Here is a 23,316-nt window from a genome sequence, read left to right as displayed (position 1 = left end):
TTTGTGATTAACGACGACCTTCAGCAATAGCGGTAACAGCTTGTAATTCAGCGGCTTCCTGCTCTTGCTGTTCCTGGCGCTCACGCACGTCGAGGATCTGGTTGTTGATCAGACCTTCTTCGATTTCGCGCAGCGCGATAACGGTAGTTTTATCGTTTTCTTCCGGTACGAGCGGATCCTTTCCGCCTACCTGCATCTGACGAGCGCGACGCGCGGCGACCAGTACCAGGTCAAAACGGTTACCAATTTTCTCTACAGCGTCCTGAACAGTTACGCGTGCCATACTTAAAATGCTCCACAGGTGAAGAAATGACTGGGCATGATACTGAATGTGGGTTCAGTCTGCCAACAGTTTGCTGATTAAAGCGTCATGACGCTGCTTTTGGCGGCTCATGCGCAGACGTTCGGCGCGAATGATCGTTTTCAAATCGCCCAGGGCAGTATCGAAGTCATCATTCACAATTAGATAATCATATTCGGCGTAATGGCTCATTTCTGCAACAGCTTGCGCCATACGTTTTGCGATAACTTCTTCGCTATCCTGACCACGGCCACGCAGGCGGCGGTCCAGCTCAATCTTAGAAGGTGGCAAAATAAAAATACTGCGTGCATGCGGCATTTTTTCACGAATTTGCTGCGCACCTTGCCAGTCGATATCTAAAAAGACATCGACGCCCGATGCCAGTACTTGCTCAATTGCCTCACGCGAGGTGCCGTAGTAATTGCCAAATACCTCAGCGTGTTCCAGGAACGCATCTCTGCCAATCATGGTTCTGAATTCATCATGGTTCACAAAGAAATAGTGTTCACCATGCACTTCCCCCGGACGCGGAGCGCGCGTGGTGTGCGAAACAGAAACCTGGGTGTCATACAACGGTTGGGTTTTTAATAAAGCCTGAATCAGGCTGGATTTACCCGCGCCACTGGGGGCAGAAACAATATAAAGCGTGCCTTGAGCCATGAGTATCTTAATGTATGTGATTGTCGAAAGAGAGCCTACATACGGGCTTATTATACACGTAGCCGCTTTGCTACGTAGCCTTTGTCACACTTTTTGCGCATGTTTATTGCGTTTTGCGTACCAGTTTCCTGTTTTATCCACGATTTGCAGCAATTTGTGCAAATGTCAGGAATGGTGCTCGCAGGATGAGTTTTTACCGCTCTGTTTCCTTTTCACTTCGCGCTATATCTGCCGGGAAACGCAGTGTTCAGCGGAGGTAGCATGAGGTTATGGAAAGGCATAGGGGTGATTTTGCTAATGGGATATCTACCCGCCTGGGCGGTTTGCCCCGTCTGGTCGCCTGCCCGGGCAAATGAGGAAATTTCACGACTACAGCAGCAGATAACACAGTGGAATGACAGTTACTGGAAACAGGGTGAAAGTGCCGTAGACGACGGCGTTTATGACCAGCTCAATGCGCAACTCATCCAATGGCAACGTTGTTTTGGCGATGAAGCCAAAACAGATCTGTCTGCGCCCCCAATAAGTGGCACCGTCTCGCATCCCGTGCCTCACACGGGAGTTCGAAAACTTGCCGATAAGCAAGCGCTACAGCAATGGATGCGCGTGCGCAGCGATCTCTGGGTACAACCAAAGGTCGACGGCGTGGCGGTCACGCTGGTTTATCGCAACGGCAATCTGATACAGGCGATTAGCCGTGGTAACGGCCTGAAAGGTGAAGACTGGACGCAAAAGGTTCTTCAGATCCCTTCCGTACCCCATATTACCGAGGGACAGCTCGCTAACAGTACTCTGCAGGGTGAGATATTTTTGCAGCAGGAAGGGCATATCCAACAGCAGAGAGGGGGAATGAACGCCCGTTCAAAGGTTGCTGGAATGATGATGCGGCAGAACACGCCGGAGTTATTACGCTCTCTGAACATATTTATCTGGGCCTGGCCTGATGGTCCGGCGGTCATGTCGGAAAGGCTGGAGCAGCTCACTGCTGCCGGGTTCAGTTTTGCGCAGCGCTATACTCAGGCCGTGAAGAATGCGGACGACGTAGAGCAGGCCCGCGCCAGGTGGTGGACTTCGGCGCTCCCTTTTGTGACGGATGGTGTCGTGGTGCGATCGGGGAAAGAACCGCAGGCGCGATACTGGCTCCCTGGACAGGGAGACTGGCTGGCAGCGTGGAAATATCCTCCGGTGGCTCAGGTATCAGAGGTTACAGATATTCAGTTTTCAGTTGGTAAAAGTGGGAAAATTGCCGTTGTTGCTATGTTGAAGCCCGTCATGCTGGATGATAAGCGGGTGCAGCGCGTCAATATTGGCTCTGTCCGACGCTGGAATGAATGGGATATCGCGCCTGGCGATCAGATTCTGATAAGCCTCGCCGGACAAGGGATCCCCCGTATAGATGAGGTGGTGTGGCGCAGTACCCAGCGTATTAAGCCAACGCCACCTGAGGGGCACTTCAATTCATTAACCTGTTTTTATGCTACCCCGGAGTGTTATGAGCAGTTTGTCGCAAGGCTGGTCTGGCTGGGCGCCAAAGAGGTACTGGGGCTGGAGGGCATCGGCGAGGCGGGATGGCGGGAGCTCCACCAGGCGTATCGCTTTGAGCATATCTTTTCCTGGCTTGGGCTAACTCAGGAACAACTACAGTCCACATTTGGTGTAAGCAAAGGGGAGAAGTTATGGCATCAGTTCAACCTGTCACGCGATCTTCCGTTCACGCGCTGGCTGATTGCTATGGGAATACCGATAACACAGGCTACGTTGAATGCCAGTCGGGATGGTTCATGGCTGCAGTTACACGAGCGTAGTGAACAAAGCTGGCGGCAGCTTCCTTTCATGGGGGAGCGGCGGGCTCGGCAGGTGATGCAGTGGCTGGAGGAGCGAGAGGTCACAGTGCTGAGCAATTGGTTAGCTGCTCAGCGGATCACGGGCTTTATGCCTTAATGCCCTTCATGGCGATAGTAAAATACCGGCAGTCCTAACTTCAGGCGCAGTGCCAGTAAACGTGCTGTAAAGCCGAAAAGCAGGGTGGAGATAACTACGACATCGTGGCTGGAGACATAATGCTGTAGCACGATGTACAGCACGGCAGCGGCAAATGATACGCCGGCATACAATTCTTTCTGGAACACCAGCGGGATGCGTTTGCAGAACATATCGCGTAATACACCGCCAAAGACACCAGTGGTAACCGCAGCGACCACGGCAATAATTGGCCCGTGTCCCATATCCAGCGCCACCTGAGCGCCAATAATAGAAAAGACCACCAGGCCCAGCGCATCCAGTACGAGGAATATTTTACGCAGATAGGGCATGACGGGGGCAATAATGGTGGTCAGTACCGCAGCAGTGGCTACGATAATGACGTATTCAGGGTGCTTTACCCAGCCGAGCGGATAATGCCCGAGAAGAATATCGCGTACCGAACCACCGCCAATGGCCGTCGCGGTAGCAATAATAATGACGCCAAATGTATCCATACGACGACGACCTGCCGCAAGTGCACCGGTCATGGCTTCGGCAGTAATACCAATTAAGTATAAAACGTGTAACAGCATGTATTCCCCCTGATTTGCTGGGGGCTAAGGTTAACGATTTGTGCGCACTGTCACGATTGAGATTTTCTAAGGTGAAGTGATTCTAATAACTACAGCTAATGCTTGTTTGAAGAAAATGCCATATGTTGTGCGCATAACGATATTAGTTATGGTGATAAGTGATGAGAAAATATAATGCGTAGTGAGGGGTTATAAACATGCCCATCGGAAAAGCACGTAGCGCCGCCGTTTACTGGCGAGCCACGTATGATATTTCAACAAAACTATCCCCCCGACCATTGGACAAGTTGACACTCCAGAAGCCATTGGAGGAGTCATCCTAAGTAAACTCTGATATTCAGCGGCCTCTATCCTGAAAAATGCCCCCCTCAGCTATCGCTTCTATGCGTGTAGACACATATACAGCAAAATCTTCAGCATTTAGTCAGTCGGAGTGATAGACATGAGCGTAAGAGAGGAAATTCAGGATGGCAGAGAGGCTGGACATTTAAGAAGTGGGATAATCTACACCGAAGTTTTGGGGTGGATAGATATGGGACATGCTCGAGGAGATGATGTCAGAAAGTTACTCTCGGATATGCACCAAGGCGAGCATTCAGGAAAGGATTATTACGATGTAAAATATACTCAAAGTATGGGAAGAGGAGGGCTCACAATTGGGAAGTTCATCAGATGGAGAATTAGAAAAGGGCGAAGTTTATTTGAACGATATAGTATAGCACTTTCCATGATGATGGCGCTTGCTCATCGTTTTGAAGGTTTACAGTCAAATTTCCCCTTTTATCTTTACACCGACAGCGGTTTCAGTGGTGAGGATTTAGTATCCGATTTGCTGGGGTTCTACCGCGTAGTCTCATATAGTAACCCATTCCCGCTATTGCAGCCCGTCAGCAAAGAGGAAGCCCTCAGGCGTTGGGATTATTATGGTCCAATCGGCTCTTTTAAAAACACCTCATTCCAACCGATTTTTTTCCCGATCCGATGAAATCAGCTTTAGCTCTTCCTGTAAAAGGTGTTTTACCCTCATTCATGAGAACAGTGATACCTTACAGCGACTTTAGTTCTGGTAACGTTAAAATAGTTTCAAGAGATGGAACGGTCGTTAACTAGTAAAAAAGGGAAACATATGAAACAGGCAGTCATAATAGTGCTGATGATAATAGCTATATGCAGCTCTTATTTCTGGCCTAATATTAAAATGAGACTTGCAGGTAACGCACAATATACAGAGTTTGATAAAGCCAAATATGATTATTACACTCCTCAAGTTTTAAAAAAAATGCCGAGAATATCCCAAGTGTATGACTTTAATTATACGAACATTTCTGGTCCTAAGGCTGATGTATGGAGTGTTACGTTCCATGATACCAGGGATACGGGGAGGATTAGTAAATATCTCTCAATGGCGGGCTATGAAAAACAGGTAAAATGTGATGTTGAGGCAGAATGCTGGCGTCTCAGGGGATCCGATGAAGTACTGACAGTCGTGAATATGAACAGCAGTAATGCTGTTCGGATTGATATTCTGAAGAGTATTTATAACGACAAATATATGCCAGATAAATAAGTATTCAATTTTATATAAGTCAGCACTTACTGGCGGTACGGATAGCCTGCATTGAGCAGGCTATCTAGTACGTTACGATAGCATAGGGATGATATTCAAAATTACTCGATATTCTGAATTTGCTCGCGCATTTGCTCGATCAATACCTTCAGTTCAATTGCGGAGTTAGTCACTTCGGCATTGATAGACTTCGATGCCAGAGTATTCGACTCACGGTTGAATTCCTGCATCATGAAGTCCAGACGACGGCCAACCGCCTCTTTTTTCTTCAGAATGTTGTAGGTTTCTTTGACGTGAGCTTCCAGGCGATCCAGTTCTTCAGCCACGTCGATACGCTGTGCCATCAGCACCAGTTCTTGCTCAAGGCGGTTATTTTCCAGCTGCACCTGAGCATCTTCCAGTTTGGCTACCAGACGCTCGCGCTGCCATTGCAGGATTTCCGGCATATGCGCACGTACCTTCGTCACTTCGGCGCTGACGCCTTCCAGACGCTGCTCGATCAGCGCTTTCAGCGCCTGACCTTCAGTTTCACGTGCGACGATGAAGTCATCCAGCGTACCGTCAAGTGCGGCGAGGATTTCGGCGGCAATGGCGTCCAGATCCTGCTCCTGGGCAGCCATTACACCTGGCCAGCGCAAGATATCAACCGGGTTGATTTCACCTTCATCGCTCTGCATTTTGACCCAGTTAGCAGCGCTAACGAGCTGTTTAGCGAGCTTTTCATTCAAAATCAGCTCGCCCTGGGCGCTGGCATCAGGCTCAAAACGCAGCGTACATTCGACTTTACCGCGCGTCAGACGCGTGCGAATACGCTCGCGAACAACGGGTTCAAGACTACGGAACTGCTCCGGCAGGCGAAAATAAGTTTCCAGATAACGCTGGTTTACCGAGCGCATTTCCCAGGTAGCGCTACCCCATTCACCCTTGATTTCACGCCGGGCGTAAGCGGTCATGCTGCGGATCATAGACGTTCCTGTTTTTAAAGATGAGATGGGAGGATTATAGCCATCCACGTCTTGTCAGGATAGGAATAACAGTCGGAAGTCCGTATAATGCGCAGCCACATTCGTTTCAAGCCGGAGATTTTATCATGCGTCCAGCAGGTCGTAGTGCCAATCAGGTGCGTCCCGTCACCCTGACCCGTAATTATACAAAACACGCTGAAGGCTCCGTGCTGGTCGAATTTGGTGATACCAAAGTGCTGTGTACCGCCTCGATTGATGAAGGCGTACCGCGTTTTCTGAAAGGTCAGGGCCAGGGCTGGATCACCGCAGAATATGGCATGCTGCCACGCGCCACACACACCCGTAACGCCCGTGAAGCGGCGAAAGGTAAGCAGGGCGGTCGTACCATGGAAATCCAGCGTCTTATCGCTCGTGCGCTGCGCGCTGCCGTTGACCTGAAGACGCTAGGCGAGTTCACCATTACGCTGGACTGCGATGTTATCCAGGCAGATGGCGGGACGCGCACCGCATCAATTACCGGCGCATGCGTTGCGTTGGCGGATGCGCTGAACAAGCTGGTCGCGAGCGGTAAACTGAAAACTAACCCGATGAAAGGGATGGTCGCCGCGGTTTCCGTGGGCATTGTGAATGGTGAAGCACTCTGTGACCTTGAGTACGTTGAAGACTCTGCTGCAGAAACCGATATGAACGTAGTGATGACTGAAGACGGTCGCATTATAGAGGTTCAGGGCACAGCGGAAGGTGAGCCATTCAGCCATGAAGAACTTCTCACCCTACTGGCGTTGGCCCGAGGGGGAATCGAATCCATTGTAGCGACGCAGAAGGCGGCGTTAGAAAATTGATTTTAAAGGCGACTGATGAGTCGCCTTTTTTTTGTCTGTAATAAAGTGAGATGAGGAGCGAATCCATGAAACCGTATCAGCACCAGTTTATTGAGTTTGCGCTTAGCAAGCAGGTACTAAAGTTTGGCGAGTTTACGCTGAAATCCGGGCGTAAAAGCCCCTATTTCTTCAACGCCGGACTGTTTAATACCGGGCGCGACCTGGCTCTGTTAGGCCGTTTTTACGCCGAAGCGCTGGTGGATTCCGGTATTGAGTTCGATTTGCTGTTTGGCCCAGCGTACAAAGGTATTCCGATTGCGACTACAACGGCCGTTGCGCTGGCTGAACACCACGATAAAGATTTGCCGTACTGCTTTAACCGTAAAGAGGCGAAGACCCACGGTGAAGGTGGCAATCTGGTCGGTAGCGCACTTGAGGGGCGTGTCATGCTGGTGGATGACGTGATCACTGCCGGTACTGCGATTCGTGAATCCATGGAGATAATCCAGGCAAATGGCGCGACGTTGGCAGGGGTACTCATTTCTCTCGATCGTCAGGAACGCGGTCGCGGCGAGATTTCAGCGATTCAGGAAGTGGAACGCGATTATGGTTGCAAGGTGATTTCTATCATTACCCTGAAAGATCTGATTGCTTATCTGGAAGAAAAACCTGAAATGGCAGAACACCTGGCCGCAGTACGGGCGTATCGCGAAGAGTTTGGGGTATAAGAACTGCCGGATGGCGCTGCGCTTATCCGGCCTACGCACTTACCGGGCCTACGGCTTACGGCTTACGTAGGCCGGATAAAACGAAGTCGTTACTGCAGCTGTGCGGCAACCAACGGCCAGCGGGTGTCAAAGTCATCCGTTGGACGGTATTTAAATTCGCTGCGCACGAAACGAGATAACATACCTTCACAGAAAGCCAGTAACTGACTTGCCAGAAGCGTTTCATCTACGGCGTAACCTTCGCCTTCACGCATTCTTTTTTCTCGCAGAACCTGGCGCAACTGTGCCTCAATACGTTCAAAAAGCTGGTTAATACGGCCTTGCAGACGATCCTGTTCAAACATGAGCGCATGCCCGGTCAGAATGCGCGTAAGACCGGGGTTACGTTCACCGAACCCTAAAATCAGCAGAACGATCAGACGCAGACGTGCGCCGGTGTCCTTTTCATCTTTTAAGATCAGATTGATACGGGTAATCAGACTATCTTCGATAAACTCAATCAGGCTATCGAACATGCGGGTCTTGCTGGGAAAATGGCGATACAATGCCGCTTCGGAAACGCCCACAGAGGCTGCCAGTTTTGCTGTCGTGATACGCTGGCTTCCATCACTGGATTCCAGCATCAGCGCCAGCGACTGAAGTATTTCTTCGCGACGATTCCTTTTCGCAGTTTGCTTTTCTACCATGTTACAAAATACCCCTGAAAATAAGCTCTTGCCAGGCAGGCATCCACACAGCGACCGCAAACTGTTGTTTGCGGTGTGTTATTGCGTTATTACGCTATGGGATACTTTTCTACGGGTTACTTGCGCCCGGAATGGCCGAAGCCACCTTCGCCACGATCGGTGGCTTCAAACTCTTCCACCAGATTAAATTCAGCCTGCACGACCGGTACAAATACCATCTGCGCGATACGTTCGCCCGGCTCAATAGTGAAGCTGTCCTGACCACGGTTCCAGATGGACACCATCAGTTGGCCCTGGTAGTCGGAATCAATCAAACCAACCAGATTGCCCAGCACGATACCGTGCTTATGGCCCAATCCGGAGCGCGGGAGCATCACCGCTGCCAGAGAAGGATCGGCAATGTGGATAGCTAACCCGGTTGGCACCAGCGTTGTTGCGCCCGGTGCCAGTTCTACGGCGTCATCAAGACAAGCACGCAGGTCAAGTCCGGCAGAACCAGAAGTGGCGTACGTCGGGAGCGGAAATTGTTGCCCTACGCGCGGGTCCAGAATCTTAACGTCGATTTTTTTCATCATAACGGGTCACGATCTCGTCGAGTAATAATTGGCCCAGGAGTTCTTTACGCTCAAGCGGTAAGACTTTGTCTCCATCCTGCCAAAAAAGGTGTAATGCGTTGCTATCGCTGTTAAACCCTTGAGTTGACAGCGAAACGTCGTTCGCACAGATCACATCAAGGTTTTTGCGGATGCGTTTTTGCCGGGCATATTCTTCCACATTATTTGTTTCGGCGGCAAACCCAACGACAAAAGGACGGTTAGCATCCAGTGCGGCAACACCGGCGATAATGTCCGGGTTTTTGACCATTTTTACTGTTAATTCATCACCCTGCGTCGCTTGTTTTTTTATTTTTTCGTGGGCGACAGTTTCAGCGCGATAATCCGCGACTGCAGCGCAGCCGATAAAAATATGCTGTTGTTGCACTGCAGACTGCACAGCGGCTTCCATTTCCAACGCGGTCATCACATCAACGCGCTGGACAAATGGCGGTGTGGGTAACGAAACCGGCCCCGACACCAGCGTGACGTTTGCCCCGCGTTTTGCGGCAGCGGCCGCGATAGCAAATCCCATTTTCCCGGAGCTGTGGTTGGAAATATACCGCACGGGATCAAGCGGTTCACGCGTCGGGCCTGCCGTAATCATGATATTGAGATGTTGCAGATCTTTGACAGGTGAAAAATGTTCTGCCGCCATATCCACAATCGTTAACGGATCCAGCATACGTCCAGGACCGACATCGCCACATGCCTGGCTACCGCTGTCTGGGCCCCAAATGAGCAAACCGCGTGAGGCAAGAATACCCAGATTGTGCTGGGTCGCGGCTGCGCGATACATTTGCTGGTTCATGGCTGGCAGTACAGCAACAGAAGCAGGCGTTGCCAGACAGATCGTTGACACCAGGTCGTTGGCCATACCTGCGGCGACACGAGCAATCAGGTCTGCTGTAGCGGGCGCCAGGATGACCAAATCGGCCCATTTTCCCAGCTCAATGTGGCCCATCGCAGCTTCGGCCGCGGGATCAAGCAGGCTGTCGGAAACGGGATAACCTGAAACTGCCTGTAAACTCAGGGGAGTAATAAATGCTTTTGCCGCTTCGGTCATCGCCACGCGGACGTAAGCGCCGCGTTCCCGTAAACGACGCACCAGCTCAGGGGTTTTGTACGCAGCAATACCGCCACTGACGCCAAGTACGATTTTTTTACCGGCCAGGCTCATCATGATCTTTCCTGTTGGGTTTCACCAGAAGGCGGATATTTTATCACAATCCGCAATTTGTCGTGCTTTTGACAGCCTTCTACTTTGCGAGGCGCTACGAAGAAGTGAAAACAGCGCGTCGATTCACCGTCGGTGTTATGCCACTATGCGGACGCGGAAGGAGGGAGAAACATGGAAAATACAGGAAGTATGATGCCCCGGGAAAAGCTATTGGCGCAGGGGGCCAGTTCGCTGACCGATGTTGAGTTACTGGCGCTTTTTTTACGTACCGGCATTCAGGGTAAAGATGTGCTTACGCTGGCGAAAGAGATGCTTCAGCATTTTGAGTCGTTGTATGGCTTGTTGTCTGCTGATTACATGGATTTTAGCTATGTTCCGGGAATCGGTATCGCGAAGTATGCACAGTTGAAGGGTATTGCGGAGCTGGCAAGACGCTACTACAACGTGCGAGTGATAGAGGAGCGTGCTCTACTTAGCCCGGAAATGGCGCGTGAATTTCTGCAAAGCCAGCTCTCGCAAGAGGAACGAGAGATCTTTCTGGTGATCTTTATGGATTCTCAACATCAAGTGATTAAACACAGCAAACTTTTTTCCGGGACACTAAGCCACGTCGAGGTACATCCGCGAGAAATTGTCCGCGAAGCGATAAAAATGGATGCTTCCGCCGTGATCCTTGCGCATAATCACCCTTCGGGGTGTGCAGAGCCGAGTAAAGCAGATAAACTCATCACCGAGCGTGTTGTGAAATGCTGTCAGTTCATGGATATCCGGGTGCTTGATCATCTGGTCATTGGGCGCGGAGAGTACGTTTCTTTTGCGGAACGCGGTTGGATTTAACGCACTTTACGCGATCCATCGGGATCTTTGTCTGTTCGGGACTTGAGCATAACGCCGGGTCAGCGTATACTACGCCACCTTTGAGAATCTCGGGTTTGGCATTTGGGCCTGGCAATCGAGAGTTCACTTAGAACTATGCGATGACCGGGCTGTAAAGCCTGACGAGGCGCCGATACCCCATACGAAGCTCGAGCTAATTTGATTTTTGGAGAATAGACATGTCCCGAGTCTGCCAAGTTACTGGCAAGCGTCCGGTGACCGGTAACAACCGTTCCCACGCACTGAACGCGACTAAACGCCGTTTCCTGCCGAACCTGCACTCTCACCGTTTCTGGGTTGAGAGCGAGAAGCGTTTTGTCACCCTGCGCGTATCTGCTAAAGGTATGCGTGTAATCGATAAGAAAGGCATCGATACAGTTCTGTCTGAACTGCGTGCCCGTGGCGAAAAGTACTAAGTACTTAAAGAGGAAATAAATCATGGCTAAAGGTATTCGCGAGAAAATCAAGCTGGTTTCTTCTGCTGGTACAGGTCACTTCTACACCACCACGAAGAACAAACGTACTAAGCCGGAAAAACTGGAACTGAAAAAATTCGATCCAGTTGTACGCCAGCACGTACTGTACAAAGAAGCGAAAATCAAATAATTTTCGTTTTGATGTAAAGAAAAACCCTGCCTCGGCGGGGTTTTTTGTTTTCTGGCCGTCCCCATATTAATGAGACCTGATACAGCGCCGGAGATGCTATGCCTGAATTACCTGAAGTCGAAACCAGTCGCCGTGGTATTGAGCCGCATCTGGTAGGGGCGAAGATTTTACACGCCACTGTGCGTAATGGTCGTTTGCGCTGGCCGGTATCCGAGGAAATCTATCGCCTGAGCGATAAACCTGTCCTGAGCGTACAGCGCCGTGCGAAATACCTGCTGCTGGAGCTGACGGATGGCTGGATTATCATTCATCTGGGGATGTCGGGTAGTCTGCGTCTTCTTCCTGAAGAACTTCCCGCAGAAAAGCATGATCACGTCGACTTAGTGATGAGTAATGGCAAAGTTCTGCGGTATACCGATCCTCGGCGTTTTGGCGCCTGGCTGTGGACAAAAGAACTGGATGGACATAATGTGCTCGCTCATCTTGGCCCAGAGCCGCTGAGCGACGATTTCAACACTGCTTATCTCCAGCAGAAATGCGCAAAGAAGAAAACGGCGATAAAACCCTGGCTGATGGATAACAAGCTGGTGGTGGGGGTGGGAAATATCTACGCCAGTGAGTCTCTCTTTGCGGCTGGCATTCATCCTGACCGCCTGGCATCATCGCTGTCGAAAGATGAGTGTGAGCTGCTGGTACGCGTTATTAAGGCTGTATTGCTGCGCTCTATCGAGCAGGGTGGAACGACGCTGAAGGATTTTCTGCAAAGTGACGGTAAGCCAGGCTATTTTGCTCAGGAGCTGCAGGTCTATGGGAGAGAAGGCGAACCCTGTCGCGTATGCGGAGCGTCAGTCATTGCGACAAAACACGCTCAGCGTACAACGTTCTACTGCCGTCGCTGTCAGAAATAATATTCATTGCAGGCCGGATAAACCTTGTCGGCTTACCCGGCTAAATGCGCTACTTCAACTTATCCATTAGCGCCTGGTGAACATTTTTCGGCAGGAAGTGGGTCACGTCACCCTGGTGGCGGGCGACTTCTTTAACCAGCGATGATGAAATAAACGACCACTCTTTAGATGGCATCAAAAAGACGCTTTCCAGTTGAGGCATTAAGTGGCGGTTCATGTGCGCCAACTGCATTTCATACTCAAAATCAGCCACGGCACGCAGGCCACGAATCAGAATATTAGCCTGATTATCGCGGGCAAAGTTTGCCATTAAATCGCTAAATCCCATGACTTCTATATTACCCAGATGCGCCGTTGCCTGCTGTGCCAGCTGAACGCGTTCTTCCAGCGTGAACATCGGTTTTTTACTGGGGCTTGCGGCAATTGCCAGGATCACGTGATCAAACATGCTCGTCGCACGTGTCACGATATCAAGATGGCCGTTAGTTATGGGATCGAAGGTTCCTGGATAAATCGCCCGTTTTTGCATGACAGCCCTCAATGCGTTTTGGGTGGCAGGTAAGGTTCCAGCAGCTGCAGCAGACGCTGTAGCGCGCCCTGATTTTGGTACAGTACTTCAACAGCATGGCGACCATAAAAATTACGATAATCTTCATCGGTCAGAAGGGACGAAACCTCTTTCACCAGCGTGGTGACGTCAGTGACGGTGATCAACCCACTTGCCTGTTCCAGTCGGGCGCAAATGTCTTTGAAGTTAAAGGTATGCGGGCCCATCAATACGGGAATGGCATGTGCCGCTGCTTCCAGTGGGTTGTGTCCACCACGCTCAACCAGAGAGCCACCGACAAAAGCAAGATCGGCAATTCCGTACAGTAGCATCAGCTCACCCATCGTGTCGCCAATAACCACCTGGGTACTTGAGGACGGCACTTCGCCTGAAGAACGTGTGGTAAAGCTTAGACCAGCCTGGCGTACGAGGTTAATGGCATCCGGGAAGCGCTCAGGGTGTCTGGGAACCAGAATCAATAAAAGATTCGGGAACTGGTGTAACAGCGCCTGATGAGCAGCGATGATGATGCTTTCTTCCCCGTCATGCGTGCTGGTCGCAATCCATACCGGGCGATGCGGTGCCCACTGGCGTCGCAACGTAACTGCTTTAGCGGCCAGCTGTGGGGTGACAGAAATATCAAACTTCAGGCTACCGGTGACGGTGACCTGATTGCTTTTGGCACCCAATGTAATGAAGCGAGCGCCATCCTCTTCGTTTTGCGCAGCAATCAGCGTAATGCGGCGTAATAGCCTGCTAACAAATTTTCCTAATTTAGCGTAGCCAGCGGCTGAACGAGCGGAAAGGCGCGCGTTGGCGATGACCAGCGGGATATGGCGCTTATGCAGTGCAGCGATCAGATTTGGCCAGAGCTCGGTTTCCATAATTAACACCAGTTTGGGGTCAACTTTATTCAGGAAACGGTTCAACGCATCCGGTAAATCATAGGGAAGATAAATATGTTGAACGTCTGTGCCAAAAGCAGATTGCACGCGCTCTGAACCGGTTGGCGTCATGGTGGTTACCGTGATCGGCAAATCCGGGTAACGATGTCGCAGAGCGCGGACTAATGGGATTGCTGCCAGCGTTTCACCCACGGAAACTGAATGGAGCATGATACCGCCTGGTTTCAGTGGGCGGCGATAAAAACCGTAGCGTTCACCCCAGCGTTTACGGTACGCCGGAGCTTTACGTCCGCGCACCCAAAGCCGTATCCAGATCAAAGGCTGAATAAGGTAGAAAAGGGCGGTGTAAAGCAATTCTAGCATAATAGTAGCTGGCTTATGGATGTGCTGGGGATTCTATGTATTTAACTATGGCTTTACCATCATTTTTGCTGATTTTTTGAGGAAACTGTACGGATCACGAGAAAGGGGGCCTGAGTTGTGTTGTCCCGCTTGGTAATCTCAGCAGTGGAAGGCTAAAAACGGAATGGTTATGGTCATAAAAACCGATCTTTTTATGGAATATGCCAGAAACATAACCATTCCTAAAAGACAATAATATCAATGCATTAGCGTTTTTTCTGTGTTTGGTATTTCTTAACTAAATACTTTACATAGAAAATAAAAGCACCGAAGAGTTGCCCATTGTGTTTTAAATGTGTGCTTTTTCGTGATAGCTGTTTATACGTAGTGGGTGCCAATAAAGGAATATCTTTCCACGGCGAATTCTCTCTGGCTATTTTGAAGTATTCGACTTCAGCATAATATTGTGCCCAGTCATGCCAGGGTTTAGTGACGCCGACATAGTGAATGAATACCGTTTGTGATGTGATTTTAAAGGCATCCCCCCCTTTCCTGGCTAACGTATCGATGTTAAAGAATGAATTGAATTTATGGTCCAGGATTTTTACGTGATCATTGAAGAGGACGTTCAACGCATCCTGATCGGGATGTGAGAAACGGTTTTCATTAACCTTTGAAATGACTTGCAGAGTCAAATTAGTATCTTTTAATTCTGGAAGGTTAAAATACATGAAGCCTGAGTTGAAGTACCGGCCTGGATTTATGCCGGCAACAGCAGATGTATCGACAAAGCTATCATGGACAGCCATTAATACATTGCCATTAAATTCTTCCGTGAGTAACGAGGCAAGGCTTCCTTTACATATAATATCAGAGTCAAGATATATAATGCTGCTGAGCTTATCGGCAAAGTAATCTATTGCAATAAGTCTGAAATAGATTGAATAATTCCATGCCTTAGATGCAGTAGGTAGATTTTTTAATTCATTATCATCCAGTACATAAAACGTAATGCGGGTATTATATTGGCTTGCCAGGACAGAAAAAAGATGAAGTTGATGTTCGTCAAGATAATTAGTGAAAATATGGAAATGGAAGTTCAGGTCCCGATTATTTAAAAGTACCGATGTAATTGAAACGCCCGTACCGTAAAGAAAGGGTCTGTCAGCGCCATAGGTAATATTGATACATGTGTTTTTTTTATCGTCATTTTCAATATGTGCATTCTTAATATATTTTATTATATTTTCTTTCACATCTTTTTCCTTTTGATTCTTTCAGAGTGCACGCGTGTTTATGTAAGACAAAATGGCGCTCCTGTCGGCATAGAATAGAACAAACTGTAAAGGAAGGAAAGAGATACTTGGTGATTAAATTTCTTTATTAATCATTATGTTATGTGAAAATATTTTTGTGATTAGAGTGAGGGTACACAGTGAGAGGAAGAGACTAAAATTAATGGGGGATTTTTACGATGTTATATAATAAGATATGCCCCATAAATCGTGCTAGCGAGTGTTTGTCGTTGATTAACAAGGCAATTTGAAGAAGTGAGATTTGAATTTTATGAATCAAGTAAGATACAGTCAAAATGGTAATATCTTGATTTTAAGCAAAGTTGTATTGGTTTTAATGATTTTTGGGTTATTTACGATAGATAATCAAGGGGTGCTAAATATGACCTCTTTGCTCGCTGTAGTTTTATCTATTTACTATATTAAAGCCAATAAAATAGATATTAAAAACATTGTGCTCGATCTCATGCAGAAGAGAAAACTATTGTTACTCTTCACGTTGTGGTGTGTTTTTTGTATTGTATTTTTCACCTATGAAGATAAATCTCTTGATGCCTTTATCATATTGATAAAAGACTGGCGTTACCCGTTAGTGATGATGTTATTTTTTGGAGCATTCAGTAAGCATATAACCTCACTGAGACAGGTCTTTGTCATTGGGGCGATACTTACTCTATCCTATATTGTCTTAGTAGTGCCGATTTTAAGAATTATAAAAAATAACCCGCAGGAACTGTATCTACAGCTTCGCTATGGTTTCGCATTCTATGTTGTTATGCTATTTCCTTTTGTATTAACAGGAGCGATTTTATTCAAGAATCACTTCCTGAAAACAGTATTATATATCATTTCTGCGCTTGCATTCGTCTTTTTATCATACACCGGGAGCCGCGCAGGGATCTTGGCAGTTGTTGTAGAGATTTTCCTGATTTCATTTCTGGTGAGTAAAACCATCAAGAGATTTATGGCTGCTACCTGTGGTTTGCTATTTATAATGGCTGCTTTGCTTATCGGGGCCTACAACACAGTGGGTCAGGTAAAAATGAAAGTCGATCAAACTCTGCAAATGAGTAACGTCACATCCAGTCGTGATGAAATCATCTTAGACCGTTTCCCTTTAGTAATGGAGAATATCAACAATGCCATCTTTGGTATTGGATATGGGAATTCTACATACAATCAGTATTTAGAGGACCATAATGCGCCGAAAAATGGCGGGGTATATTCTGAGCGAAATAACGGCTATAATATAGATGAACCGTTTTTTATGATAATTCTTTATAATGTTGGGGCTATTGGTCTCTTCTTATTTACTGCGGCTTTTTTCATTACATTTAAAGACATATATATCCGAGCCAGAAGCCAAAAAGATATTTTTAGCATTTCATTACTGTGCTCTCTTGTTGGCTATATTCTGGTATATTGTTTATTTGAAAAGATGTTCATAAATGTCTTTTTATTATACAGCATAGCCATCCTGATGTTGTATGGCAAAAATGAGCCAGGAAAAATAACAAATTAACATCAAAATGAGCCTATGTGATGTCGTTGAGAATATAGGCTCAATTTTCCTAATATGATAAATAGTCTCATATATTGTAAATATTAATTTTCCTCTAATTCACATAGAAAATTTCCATAGATATCGAATTGTCAAGTGAATAGTGGTATAATATAAGCGATAAAATAAGATGGTGTGATCTGCAGTACACAGGTAGCTGTTGAGCCTGGGGCGGTAGCGTGATTTGAAAATTAACAATAACCTGAAAGGGTATAGTGTGAAAAAGATCCTGGTAATAAAAATGCGCTTTCACGGCGATATGTTGCTAACCACACCGGTCATCAGCACGCTTAAAAAAAATTATCCTGATGCTGATATTGATGTTCTACTCTACGAAGATACCATTCCTATTTTATCTGAAAACCCCGATATCCATGCTTTGTATGGCATAAAAAATAAAAAGAGCTCTGCTTTTGAGAAAGCAAAAAATTTCTTAGCGCTGATCAAGGTACTACGTGGCAATCATTATGATTTAGTGGTCAATCTTACCGATCAGTGGATAGTTGCTTTATTGTGTCGTTGTTTGGATTGCCCAATAAAGTTGACACATGATTTCTCGCACAGAAATAAAAAATTCTGGCGCGACAGTTTTACTCATCACGTTCCTCTAAGTGGCGATCATTGGGTTGAACGTAATTTGTCTGTGTTGATGCCATTAAATCTAAAAGAATCAGTCCCGGTACTGAAAATGGTTTATGGTGAGCAAGTCTGGCAATCTGTTCGGAAAAAACTTCCTCAGGTTGATACCCAGAAGTATGTCGTTATACAGCCTACGGCGAGACAAGAATTCAAGTCGTGGGAGAATGATAGATTCTCCCTGGTGATTGATGCGATACATCATTTGGGGTATCAGGTTGTACTGACTTCTGGACCCGGTGCCAGCGATATTGCCTGCGTCGATGAGATTGCCAGGGCATGTGAAACTAAACCTTTAACTGAAATTGCCGGGAAGACAACATTCCCTGAGCTTGCTGCATTAATTGATCATGCTGTACTTTTTATTGGCGTCGACTCTGCCCCGATGCATATTGCTGCAGCTGTTAAAACCCCCATCATTTGCCTTTTCGGCGCCACCGATCATATCGCCTGGCGACCATGGTCTGATGATGTGGTTCAATTTTGGGCTGGTGATTACCAACCAATGCCAGTACGTGAAAAACTTGATCGAAGTAAGAAATATTTATCTGCTATACCAGCGGAAGACGTGATTGCAGCCATAGCGTCACGGTTACCTAAACTCGATTAATAAAGCATCCGGATATATAAAATGGTTATTGCTTTCTGTTTGTATAAATATTTCCCTTTTGGTGGGTTACAGCGTGATTTTTTGCGTATAGCGTCGACAGTCGCATCACGTGGACATCATGTTCGGGTTTACACACAATCATGGCAAGGAAATATTCCAGACAGCCTGGAGATCATCATTGTTCCTGTGAGGTCATGCTCCAACAACGGGAAAAATGCTGAGTATCATCGGTGGGTAAGTAAACATCTTGAGAGTAATCCAGCAGATCGGGTTGTTGGGTTCAATAAAATGCCTGGATTAGATGTTTATTATGCTGCTGATGTCTGCTACGCAGAAAAAGTCGCGCAAGAAAAAGGTTTGCTCTATCGTCTGACACCACGATACCGACATTATGCCGCATTTGAGAAAGCAACATTTGCTGAGGGAAAATCAACACAGCTGTTGATGCTAACAGATAAGCAAATTGCGGATTTTCAGAAGCACTATCATACTGAGTCAACGCGTTTCCATATCCTTCCGCCGGGGATTTATCCTGACAGAAAATACAGCTCTCAGGCAGCAAATTGCAGAGCTAGCTTCAGGAAAGAAAATGATATCAGTGATTCCCAGTATTTAATTATACAAATCGGTTCTGATTTTACCCGTAAAGGTGTCGACAGAACTATCAAGGCGATTGCTTCCTTACCGGAAGCTGTCCGCAAACAAACGATTCTATTTGTTGTGGGTCAGGATAAGCCTGATCGCTATATAAAGCTGGCAACAGAGTATGGTGTTGCTGACAATATCAAGTTCTTCCTTGGCCGTAATGATGTCTCAGAGTTAATGGCAGCGGCCGATCTATTGATTCATCCGGCATACCAGGAAGCCGCAGGGATCGTGCTGGTTGAAGCAATTGCAGCAGGTTTACCTGTCATAACAACGGCAGTTTGCGGATATGCTCATTATATTAAAGATGCTGAGTGCGGCATTGTTATTGATGAACCGTTTGAACAAAAATTATTAAATGAAGCTGTTTATTTTTCTTTAACTGACTCAGAGCAGAGAAATGCATGGAAAAAGAATGCACGACACTTTGCTGATACTCAAGACCTTTATAGTCTACCTGAGAAAGCAGCTGATATTATTATAGGTGGTGCCCATGGTTGAATTAAAAGAACCATTTTTATCCTTGTGGAAAGGGAAAGATGCTTTTTCTGAAGTGCAGAAGCTGCAGGGAGAAACATTTAGACAGCTCGAAACGCGTAGAACGATAAGGTTTGAGATTGCAGGTAAAAGCTATTTCCTGAAATGGCACCAGGGAACTAAACTGAAGGAAGTTATCAAAAACTTGTTCTCTTTACGTTTGCCGGTACTCGGAGCTGATAGAGAATGGAATGCTATACACCGTTTGCAGGAACTGGATGTTGATACAATGCACGGTGTTGGTTTCGGGCAACAAGGTATAAATCCGCTCAACCGTATCTCATTTATTATAACTGAAGATCTGAGCCCGGCGGTTAGCCTGGAAGACTATTGTGCAGATTGGTTGGTGAATCCACCTTCGCGGAAAATTAAAATGGCATTAATTGAGCGTCTTGCCATTATGGTCAGAAGAATGCATCAGGGAGGCGTTAATCACCGTGATTGCTATCTCTGCCACTTCTTATTGCATCAACCGGCCAATTTTGAGGATAATACGTTCAAACTGTCGGTTATTGATCTGCACCGAGCTCAGATAAGAAATGCGGTTCCTGTTCGTTGGCGCAATAAAGATCTGATTGGTTTGTACTTCTCCTCGTTGAACATCGGGTTAACGCAAAGAGACTACTTCAGATTTTTGAAGATATACTTTGAAAAAGACATTAATAAAATTATTCGTGATGAGTCTGATCTCTTTGCAACCTATGCAAAAAAAACTGATAAAATTATTAATCATACATCAAAGAATAAACTATAAATATGAAATAATAGACTTTGTATAGCTACATAGAATAGTTAATTAAGTTTATTCAGCTGGCCAGCAATTGTTAACCTTTATTTCACGATGACTGTGCTGGCTTAATTATATTAGAGGGTTTGAACTCATGTACGTGCTGGTCATTTCGCTTCCTTTTGACGATGCCCGACGAAAACGCGTATCAGATATAATGAATGAATTAAATATCGAGTATTCGTTCGTTGATGCTATCTATGGGAAAAATTTGTCTGCCGAAGAAAAGCGCAAGATACCGTTAACTGACTTTCAGCACAGGGAAAACCATACGCCTACTGATGGTGAACTGGGTTGCTCACTAAGCCATATGAAGGCATTTAAACAGTTTGGGCAGAGTGGACAAGATTGGGTTTGTATTCTTGAGGATGACGCAATAATCGATCAGAATTTTAAGGAATTTATATCGACAATTGATGAAAGTGTTCTCAATAAAGATGCGTTATACCTACTTGGTGGGCAAGATGGTTTAAGGTATAAGAATAAAGTTGTCTTAAATTTGCTTAAACTCAAAAAAATTGGTGGCCAGACCTTCGGCAAAGTCATATTTGGTCATGGATATGTTTTGCGAGCCTGCGGTTATTTGATGAATTCGGTAACTGCTCAAAAACTTGTTTCCCGTTTTGAAAATAACTTTTTCATCATAGATGAATGGGCATATCTGATGCGTCAGGGATATTTTTCTGATATATACCTGGCAAACTTTGTCCATCATCCTGAAGAGTTGTCCGGGAGCTGGTTAGAGAAAGAACGTAAAGAGATAAAGAGTCACAAGAAAAAGCAGAAATCACTTTTCAGACGTAAAATTTCATCCTCATACTGGCATGCCCGACGAATTATTCTTGGGTTATGTTGGTGGAAGTAGATGAACGCAATAATGCTTAATCGTGGATGAAATACGATATAGTGCATAGTTTTAGTCAGCTGCAGATATGTTAAATAGCAAAGCGACTGTATAAGAACGAATTTAACATATCTGCGATACCTGAATAATTACAGCAGCGCTATGTGAGAATAAACTTGAGTGGGTTCAAGCAAAGCAAGCTTTCCTTCCGGGGCACGACATGTGACCTGATTCTTCCCGTATCCCCCAATCAACCCCGGGTCCGTAGGGCCATATAGCGTAACATTCGGCCGATCCAGTGCGGCGGTCAAGTGGCTTAATCCGGTATCAACGGATACCACAAATTTAGCGCCGGCTAATATCCGGGCTACATCCCCAAGACTCATTCGCGGTAAAACATCTACGTAATCAAATCCTTCTGCCAGTCGTCTGGCTCGCGCTTCTTCATGCGGAGCCCCCCATGGGAGCTTAATACGTATTTCTGCGTGATTTAATAAGCCAATGAGCTCCCGCCACTTTGCTTCCGGCCAGTGCTTGTCATCACGAGTGGTGGCGTGCAGGAAGACGGCATACTGCCCTGCATCGGCATTGCGTTCATTCAGAAAATGCTGCGCAATAGCGTAATCCCCCTGCGACTGGGATTTGGTATATCCCAGACTTTTCGCGAACAGCTCACGAGTGCGTTCAACAGCATGCTGTTGTTTGGCGATATGATGCTTACGGTTATAAAACAGACTCGCCAGCGGTTCGCGCGCGGTACTCCAGTCCATACCATGCTTAATGCCATGCGCCAGACGTGTGACCAGCGCGGCGCTTTTTACCAGCCCCTGCGCATCGATAACCACGTCATAGTTCTGTAAACGCACCGCCTCGCGAAAAGCTTTGCGCTCAGCTTTAATGGGGGCGGAAAACCAGGCTTTACGCCAGCGGCGAATCGCCACCGGGATCACTCGGTCAACGGTCGGATGCCAGGAGGGGATTTGAGCAAACCCTTCTTCCACTACCCAATCAAACTGAATATCCGTAATGGCCTGCTGCGCATCGGTTAATGCGGGCAACGTATGCAGTACATCGCCCATTGACGATGTTTTAACGATCAGAACCCGCATCCGTCAGACTTCCTCTTGTAACAACAGGTCATTCAGTTCTTCCAGAACGCGCTGAGGTGTGATGTCAATCAGGCTCTGGTGATACCCTTGTGCAGCATCCCCCTTACGCACTTTATGATAGCCCGTAATCAGGCGAATCACGCGAGCTTTGTGGGAGAGTGGTGGAGTGAAATCTGGGCTACTAGGGCCATACAGAGCGACCAGCGGGCGATTTAGTGCGGCAGCCACGTGCATCAAACCGGAGTCATTGGTGACCACGGCTTTGCAGGCGGCGAGCAGAATAACGGCCTGCTCCAGCTGCGTTTCGCCCGCCAGATTACGACACCAGGCCTGCTGCTCAACGCTTAACGTTGCCAGGATTTCATTTCCGGCTTCATGATCTTTTGCCGAGCCAAACAGCACAATCTGATGACCTTCGTCGATCAGCTGTTTTGCCAGTTCAGCATAATGGTAGTGTGGCCAGCGTTTCGCCGGACCAAATTCCGCACCAGGGCAAAAACCGATGATGGGGCGTTCGGCAGAAAGGGAGAACTGACTACAGGTCAGAGACTTTTCACCTTCACTGACCTGCAATTGTGGCCACAGCAGAGGCTGCGGCAAATCTTTAGCCGACAGCATCACGCCTTTATCGTAGGCCAGGGCCACATAGCGTTCGACCATCAGCGGCCATGCATCTTTATCCAGCACACGCGCATCGTTCAGCAGACCATAGCGCATTTCGCCACGCCAACCGGTACGATGAGGAATACCCGCGAAGAAGGGTACCAGTGCGGATTTAAACGAGTTCGGCAGGACATACGCGCGATCGTAGCGTTTATCACGCAAACTGTGGCCCAGTTTGCGGCGCTCGCCAATCTCCAGCGCGCCGTGTCCCAGCGGCATGGCGATGGCGTCGTTGACTTCAGGCATACGCGATAACAGCGGACGGCACCACGCGGGTGCCATCACGTCGATTATGGCCTGGGGATAGCGCGCCTTGAGCGTGCGATAGAGACTTTGCGACATCATCATGTCGCCCACCCAGGACGGGCCAACCACCAGAATCCTCATTG

Annotated in this window: 25 protein-coding genes and 1 pseudogene; 14 read left to right on the top strand and 12 right to left on the bottom strand. The window is 47.3% G+C overall.

Translation table 11 applies throughout. The features are described from left to right. Positions 1-7: 7 nt before the first annotated feature. Both rpoZ and gmk read right to left on the bottom strand, forming a co-directional pair. Positions 8-283 carry a DNA-directed RNA polymerase subunit omega gene (rpoZ, locus tag SK32_RS19605; protein ID WP_000135058.1) on the bottom strand — a complete coding sequence of 92 codons (276 nt, stop codon included), beginning with the start codon at positions 281-283 and terminating at the stop codon, positions 8-10. A 54-nt stretch (positions 284-337) separates the two neighbouring features. Next, positions 338-961, bottom strand: coding sequence for a guanylate kinase (gmk, locus tag SK32_RS19600; protein ID WP_005122601.1), 624 nt, complete (start codon positions 959-961; stop codon positions 338-340). A 261-nt stretch (positions 962-1,222) separates the two neighbouring features. Here gmk and ligB point away from each other — a divergent pair, with 261 nt between their 5' ends. Then, a complete protein-coding gene (ligB, locus tag SK32_RS19595) occupies positions 1,223-2,902 on the top strand; it encodes an NAD-dependent DNA ligase LigB (protein ID WP_048213725.1) in 1,680 nt (559 codons plus the stop codon). Here ligB and SK32_RS19590 read toward each other — a convergent pair. Beyond that, entirely contained in the window at positions 2,899-3,516 is a 618-nt protein-coding gene (locus SK32_RS19590) for a trimeric intracellular cation channel family protein (protein ID WP_003024049.1), read from the bottom strand. The two genes, ligB and SK32_RS19590, sit on opposite strands and share 4 nt — an antisense overlap. A gap of 442 nt (positions 3,517-3,958) precedes the next feature. Here SK32_RS19590 and SK32_RS19585 point away from each other — a divergent pair. Together SK32_RS19585 and SK32_RS19580 are read left to right on the top strand one after the other, a co-directional pair. Further along, positions 3,959-4,626 (top strand): annotated as a pseudogene (locus tag SK32_RS19585) (hypothetical protein). 16 nt (positions 4,627-4,642) lie between these two features. Next, positions 4,643-5,083, top strand: coding sequence for a hypothetical protein (locus SK32_RS19580; protein WP_048213724.1), 441 nt, complete (start codon positions 4,643-4,645; stop codon positions 5,081-5,083). Positions 5,084-5,184: 101 nt separating this feature from the next. Here SK32_RS19580 and SK32_RS19575 read toward each other — a convergent pair whose 3' ends face one another. Next, complete coding sequence (locus SK32_RS19575) at positions 5,185-6,048, bottom strand: YicC/YloC family endoribonuclease (protein WP_003024052.1); 864 nt, start codon at positions 6,046-6,048, stop codon at positions 5,185-5,187. Positions 6,049-6,173: 125 nt separating this feature from the next. Between SK32_RS19575 and rph the strand changes: the two genes are divergently transcribed. Further along, positions 6,174-6,890, top strand: coding sequence for a ribonuclease PH (gene rph, locus SK32_RS19570; RefSeq protein ID WP_003024054.1), 717 nt, complete (start codon positions 6,174-6,176; stop codon positions 6,888-6,890). Between the two features lie 65 nt (positions 6,891-6,955). Continuing rightward, positions 6,956-7,597: an orotate phosphoribosyltransferase gene (pyrE, locus tag SK32_RS19565; RefSeq protein ID WP_048213723.1), complete on the top strand. Its 642-nt coding sequence runs from the start codon at positions 6,956-6,958 to the stop codon at positions 7,595-7,597. Between the two features lie 89 nt (positions 7,598-7,686). Here the strand turns inward: pyrE and slmA are convergent, their stop codons facing one another. From slmA to coaBC, 3 genes are all read right to left on the bottom strand, one after another. Further along, on the bottom strand, positions 7,687-8,283 hold the full coding sequence (gene slmA, locus SK32_RS19560; RefSeq protein ID WP_048213722.1) for a nucleoid occlusion factor SlmA: 597 nt from the start codon (positions 8,281-8,283) through the stop codon (positions 7,687-7,689). 116 nt (positions 8,284-8,399) lie between these two features. Next, complete coding sequence (dut, locus tag SK32_RS19555) at positions 8,400-8,858, bottom strand: dUTP diphosphatase (protein WP_006687626.1); 459 nt, start codon at positions 8,856-8,858, stop codon at positions 8,400-8,402. Continuing rightward, the gene (gene coaBC / locus SK32_RS19550; RefSeq protein ID WP_086523817.1) at positions 8,836-10,056 is read right to left on the bottom strand and encodes a bifunctional phosphopantothenoylcysteine decarboxylase/phosphopantothenate--cysteine ligase CoaBC; all 1,221 of its coding nucleotides are present in this window, start codon (positions 10,054-10,056) and stop codon (positions 8,836-8,838) included. Before coaBC ends, dut begins: the two co-directional genes overlap by 23 nt. A gap of 171 nt (positions 10,057-10,227) precedes the next feature. Between coaBC and radC the strand changes: the two genes are divergently transcribed. The 4 genes from radC (at position 10,228) to mutM (ending at position 12,446) form a co-directional block, all read left to right on the top strand. Further along, positions 10,228-10,893, top strand: a complete 666-nt coding sequence (gene radC, locus SK32_RS19545; protein ID WP_048213720.1) for a RadC family protein — start codon at positions 10,228-10,230, stop codon at positions 10,891-10,893. 218 nt (positions 10,894-11,111) lie between these two features. After that, on the top strand, positions 11,112-11,348 hold the full coding sequence (gene rpmB / locus SK32_RS19540; RefSeq protein ID WP_002436699.1) for a 50S ribosomal protein L28: 237 nt from the start codon (positions 11,112-11,114) through the stop codon (positions 11,346-11,348). Positions 11,349-11,370: 22 nt separating this feature from the next. Next, positions 11,371-11,538, top strand: a complete 168-nt coding sequence (rpmG, locus tag SK32_RS19535; RefSeq protein ID WP_003024094.1) for a 50S ribosomal protein L33 — start codon at positions 11,371-11,373, stop codon at positions 11,536-11,538. Positions 11,539-11,636: 98 nt separating this feature from the next. Further along, a complete protein-coding gene (gene mutM, locus SK32_RS19530) occupies positions 11,637-12,446 on the top strand; it encodes a bifunctional DNA-formamidopyrimidine glycosylase/DNA-(apurinic or apyrimidinic site) lyase (RefSeq protein WP_048213719.1) in 810 nt (269 codons plus the stop codon). A gap of 49 nt (positions 12,447-12,495) precedes the next feature. On the opposite strand, the gene coaD is transcribed toward mutM, so the two are convergent. From coaD to SK32_RS19515, 3 genes are all read right to left on the bottom strand, one after another. After that, complete coding sequence (coaD, locus tag SK32_RS19525) at positions 12,496-12,975, bottom strand: pantetheine-phosphate adenylyltransferase (protein ID WP_048213718.1); 480 nt, start codon at positions 12,973-12,975, stop codon at positions 12,496-12,498. Between the two features lie 8 nt (positions 12,976-12,983). Next, positions 12,984-14,261: a lipid IV(A) 3-deoxy-D-manno-octulosonic acid transferase gene (gene waaA, locus SK32_RS19520; RefSeq protein WP_048213717.1), complete on the bottom strand. Its 1,278-nt coding sequence runs from the start codon at positions 14,259-14,261 to the stop codon at positions 12,984-12,986. A 245-nt stretch (positions 14,262-14,506) separates the two neighbouring features. Beyond that, complete coding sequence (locus SK32_RS19515) at positions 14,507-15,496, bottom strand: glycosyltransferase (protein ID WP_053065239.1); 990 nt, start codon at positions 15,494-15,496, stop codon at positions 14,507-14,509. Between the two features lie 310 nt (positions 15,497-15,806). Between SK32_RS19515 and SK32_RS19510 the strand changes: the two genes are divergently transcribed. The 5 genes from SK32_RS19510 to SK32_RS19490 all read left to right on the top strand — a co-directional run bounded on the left by SK32_RS19510 (position 15,807) and on the right by SK32_RS19490 (position 21,176). Further along, entirely contained in the window at positions 15,807-17,057 is a 1,251-nt protein-coding gene (locus SK32_RS19510; RefSeq protein WP_048213716.1) for an O-antigen ligase family protein, read from the top strand. Between the two features lie 280 nt (positions 17,058-17,337). After that, on the top strand, positions 17,338-18,342 hold the full coding sequence (gene rfaQ / locus SK32_RS19505) for a lipopolysaccharide core heptosyltransferase RfaQ (RefSeq protein WP_048213809.1): 1,005 nt from the start codon (positions 17,338-17,340) through the stop codon (positions 18,340-18,342). Between the two features lie 21 nt (positions 18,343-18,363). Next, the gene (locus tag SK32_RS19500) at positions 18,364-19,488 is read left to right on the top strand and encodes a glycosyltransferase family 4 protein (RefSeq protein WP_048213715.1); all 1,125 of its coding nucleotides are present in this window, start codon (positions 18,364-18,366) and stop codon (positions 19,486-19,488) included. Then, positions 19,481-20,278, top strand: coding sequence for a lipopolysaccharide core heptose(I) kinase RfaP (gene rfaP / locus SK32_RS19495; protein ID WP_048213714.1), 798 nt, complete (start codon positions 19,481-19,483; stop codon positions 20,276-20,278). Before SK32_RS19500 ends, rfaP begins: the two co-directional genes overlap by 8 nt. A 127-nt stretch (positions 20,279-20,405) precedes the next feature. Next, positions 20,406-21,176, top strand: a complete 771-nt coding sequence (locus tag SK32_RS19490) for a glycosyltransferase family 25 protein (protein ID WP_048213713.1) — start codon at positions 20,406-20,408, stop codon at positions 21,174-21,176. Between the two features lie 128 nt (positions 21,177-21,304). On the opposite strand, the gene rfaC is transcribed toward SK32_RS19490, so the two are convergent. Both rfaC and rfaF read right to left on the bottom strand, forming a co-directional pair. Continuing rightward, the gene (gene rfaC, locus SK32_RS19485) at positions 21,305-22,264 is read right to left on the bottom strand and encodes a lipopolysaccharide heptosyltransferase RfaC (protein ID WP_048213712.1); all 960 of its coding nucleotides are present in this window, start codon (positions 22,262-22,264) and stop codon (positions 21,305-21,307) included. A 3-nt stretch (positions 22,265-22,267) separates the two neighbouring features. After that, positions 22,268-23,314, bottom strand: coding sequence for an ADP-heptose--LPS heptosyltransferase RfaF (gene rfaF / locus SK32_RS19480; protein WP_048213711.1), 1,047 nt, complete (start codon positions 23,312-23,314; stop codon positions 22,268-22,270). Between the last annotated feature and the right edge of the window lie 2 nt (positions 23,315-23,316).

This window comes from Citrobacter sp. MGH100 (assembly GCF_001034465.1).
Lineage (GTDB): Bacteria > Pseudomonadota > Gammaproteobacteria > Enterobacterales > Enterobacteriaceae > Citrobacter > Citrobacter youngae.
Note: the sequence above shows the minus strand (reverse complement) of the source record. Positions and strands in the feature narration are given on the sequence as shown.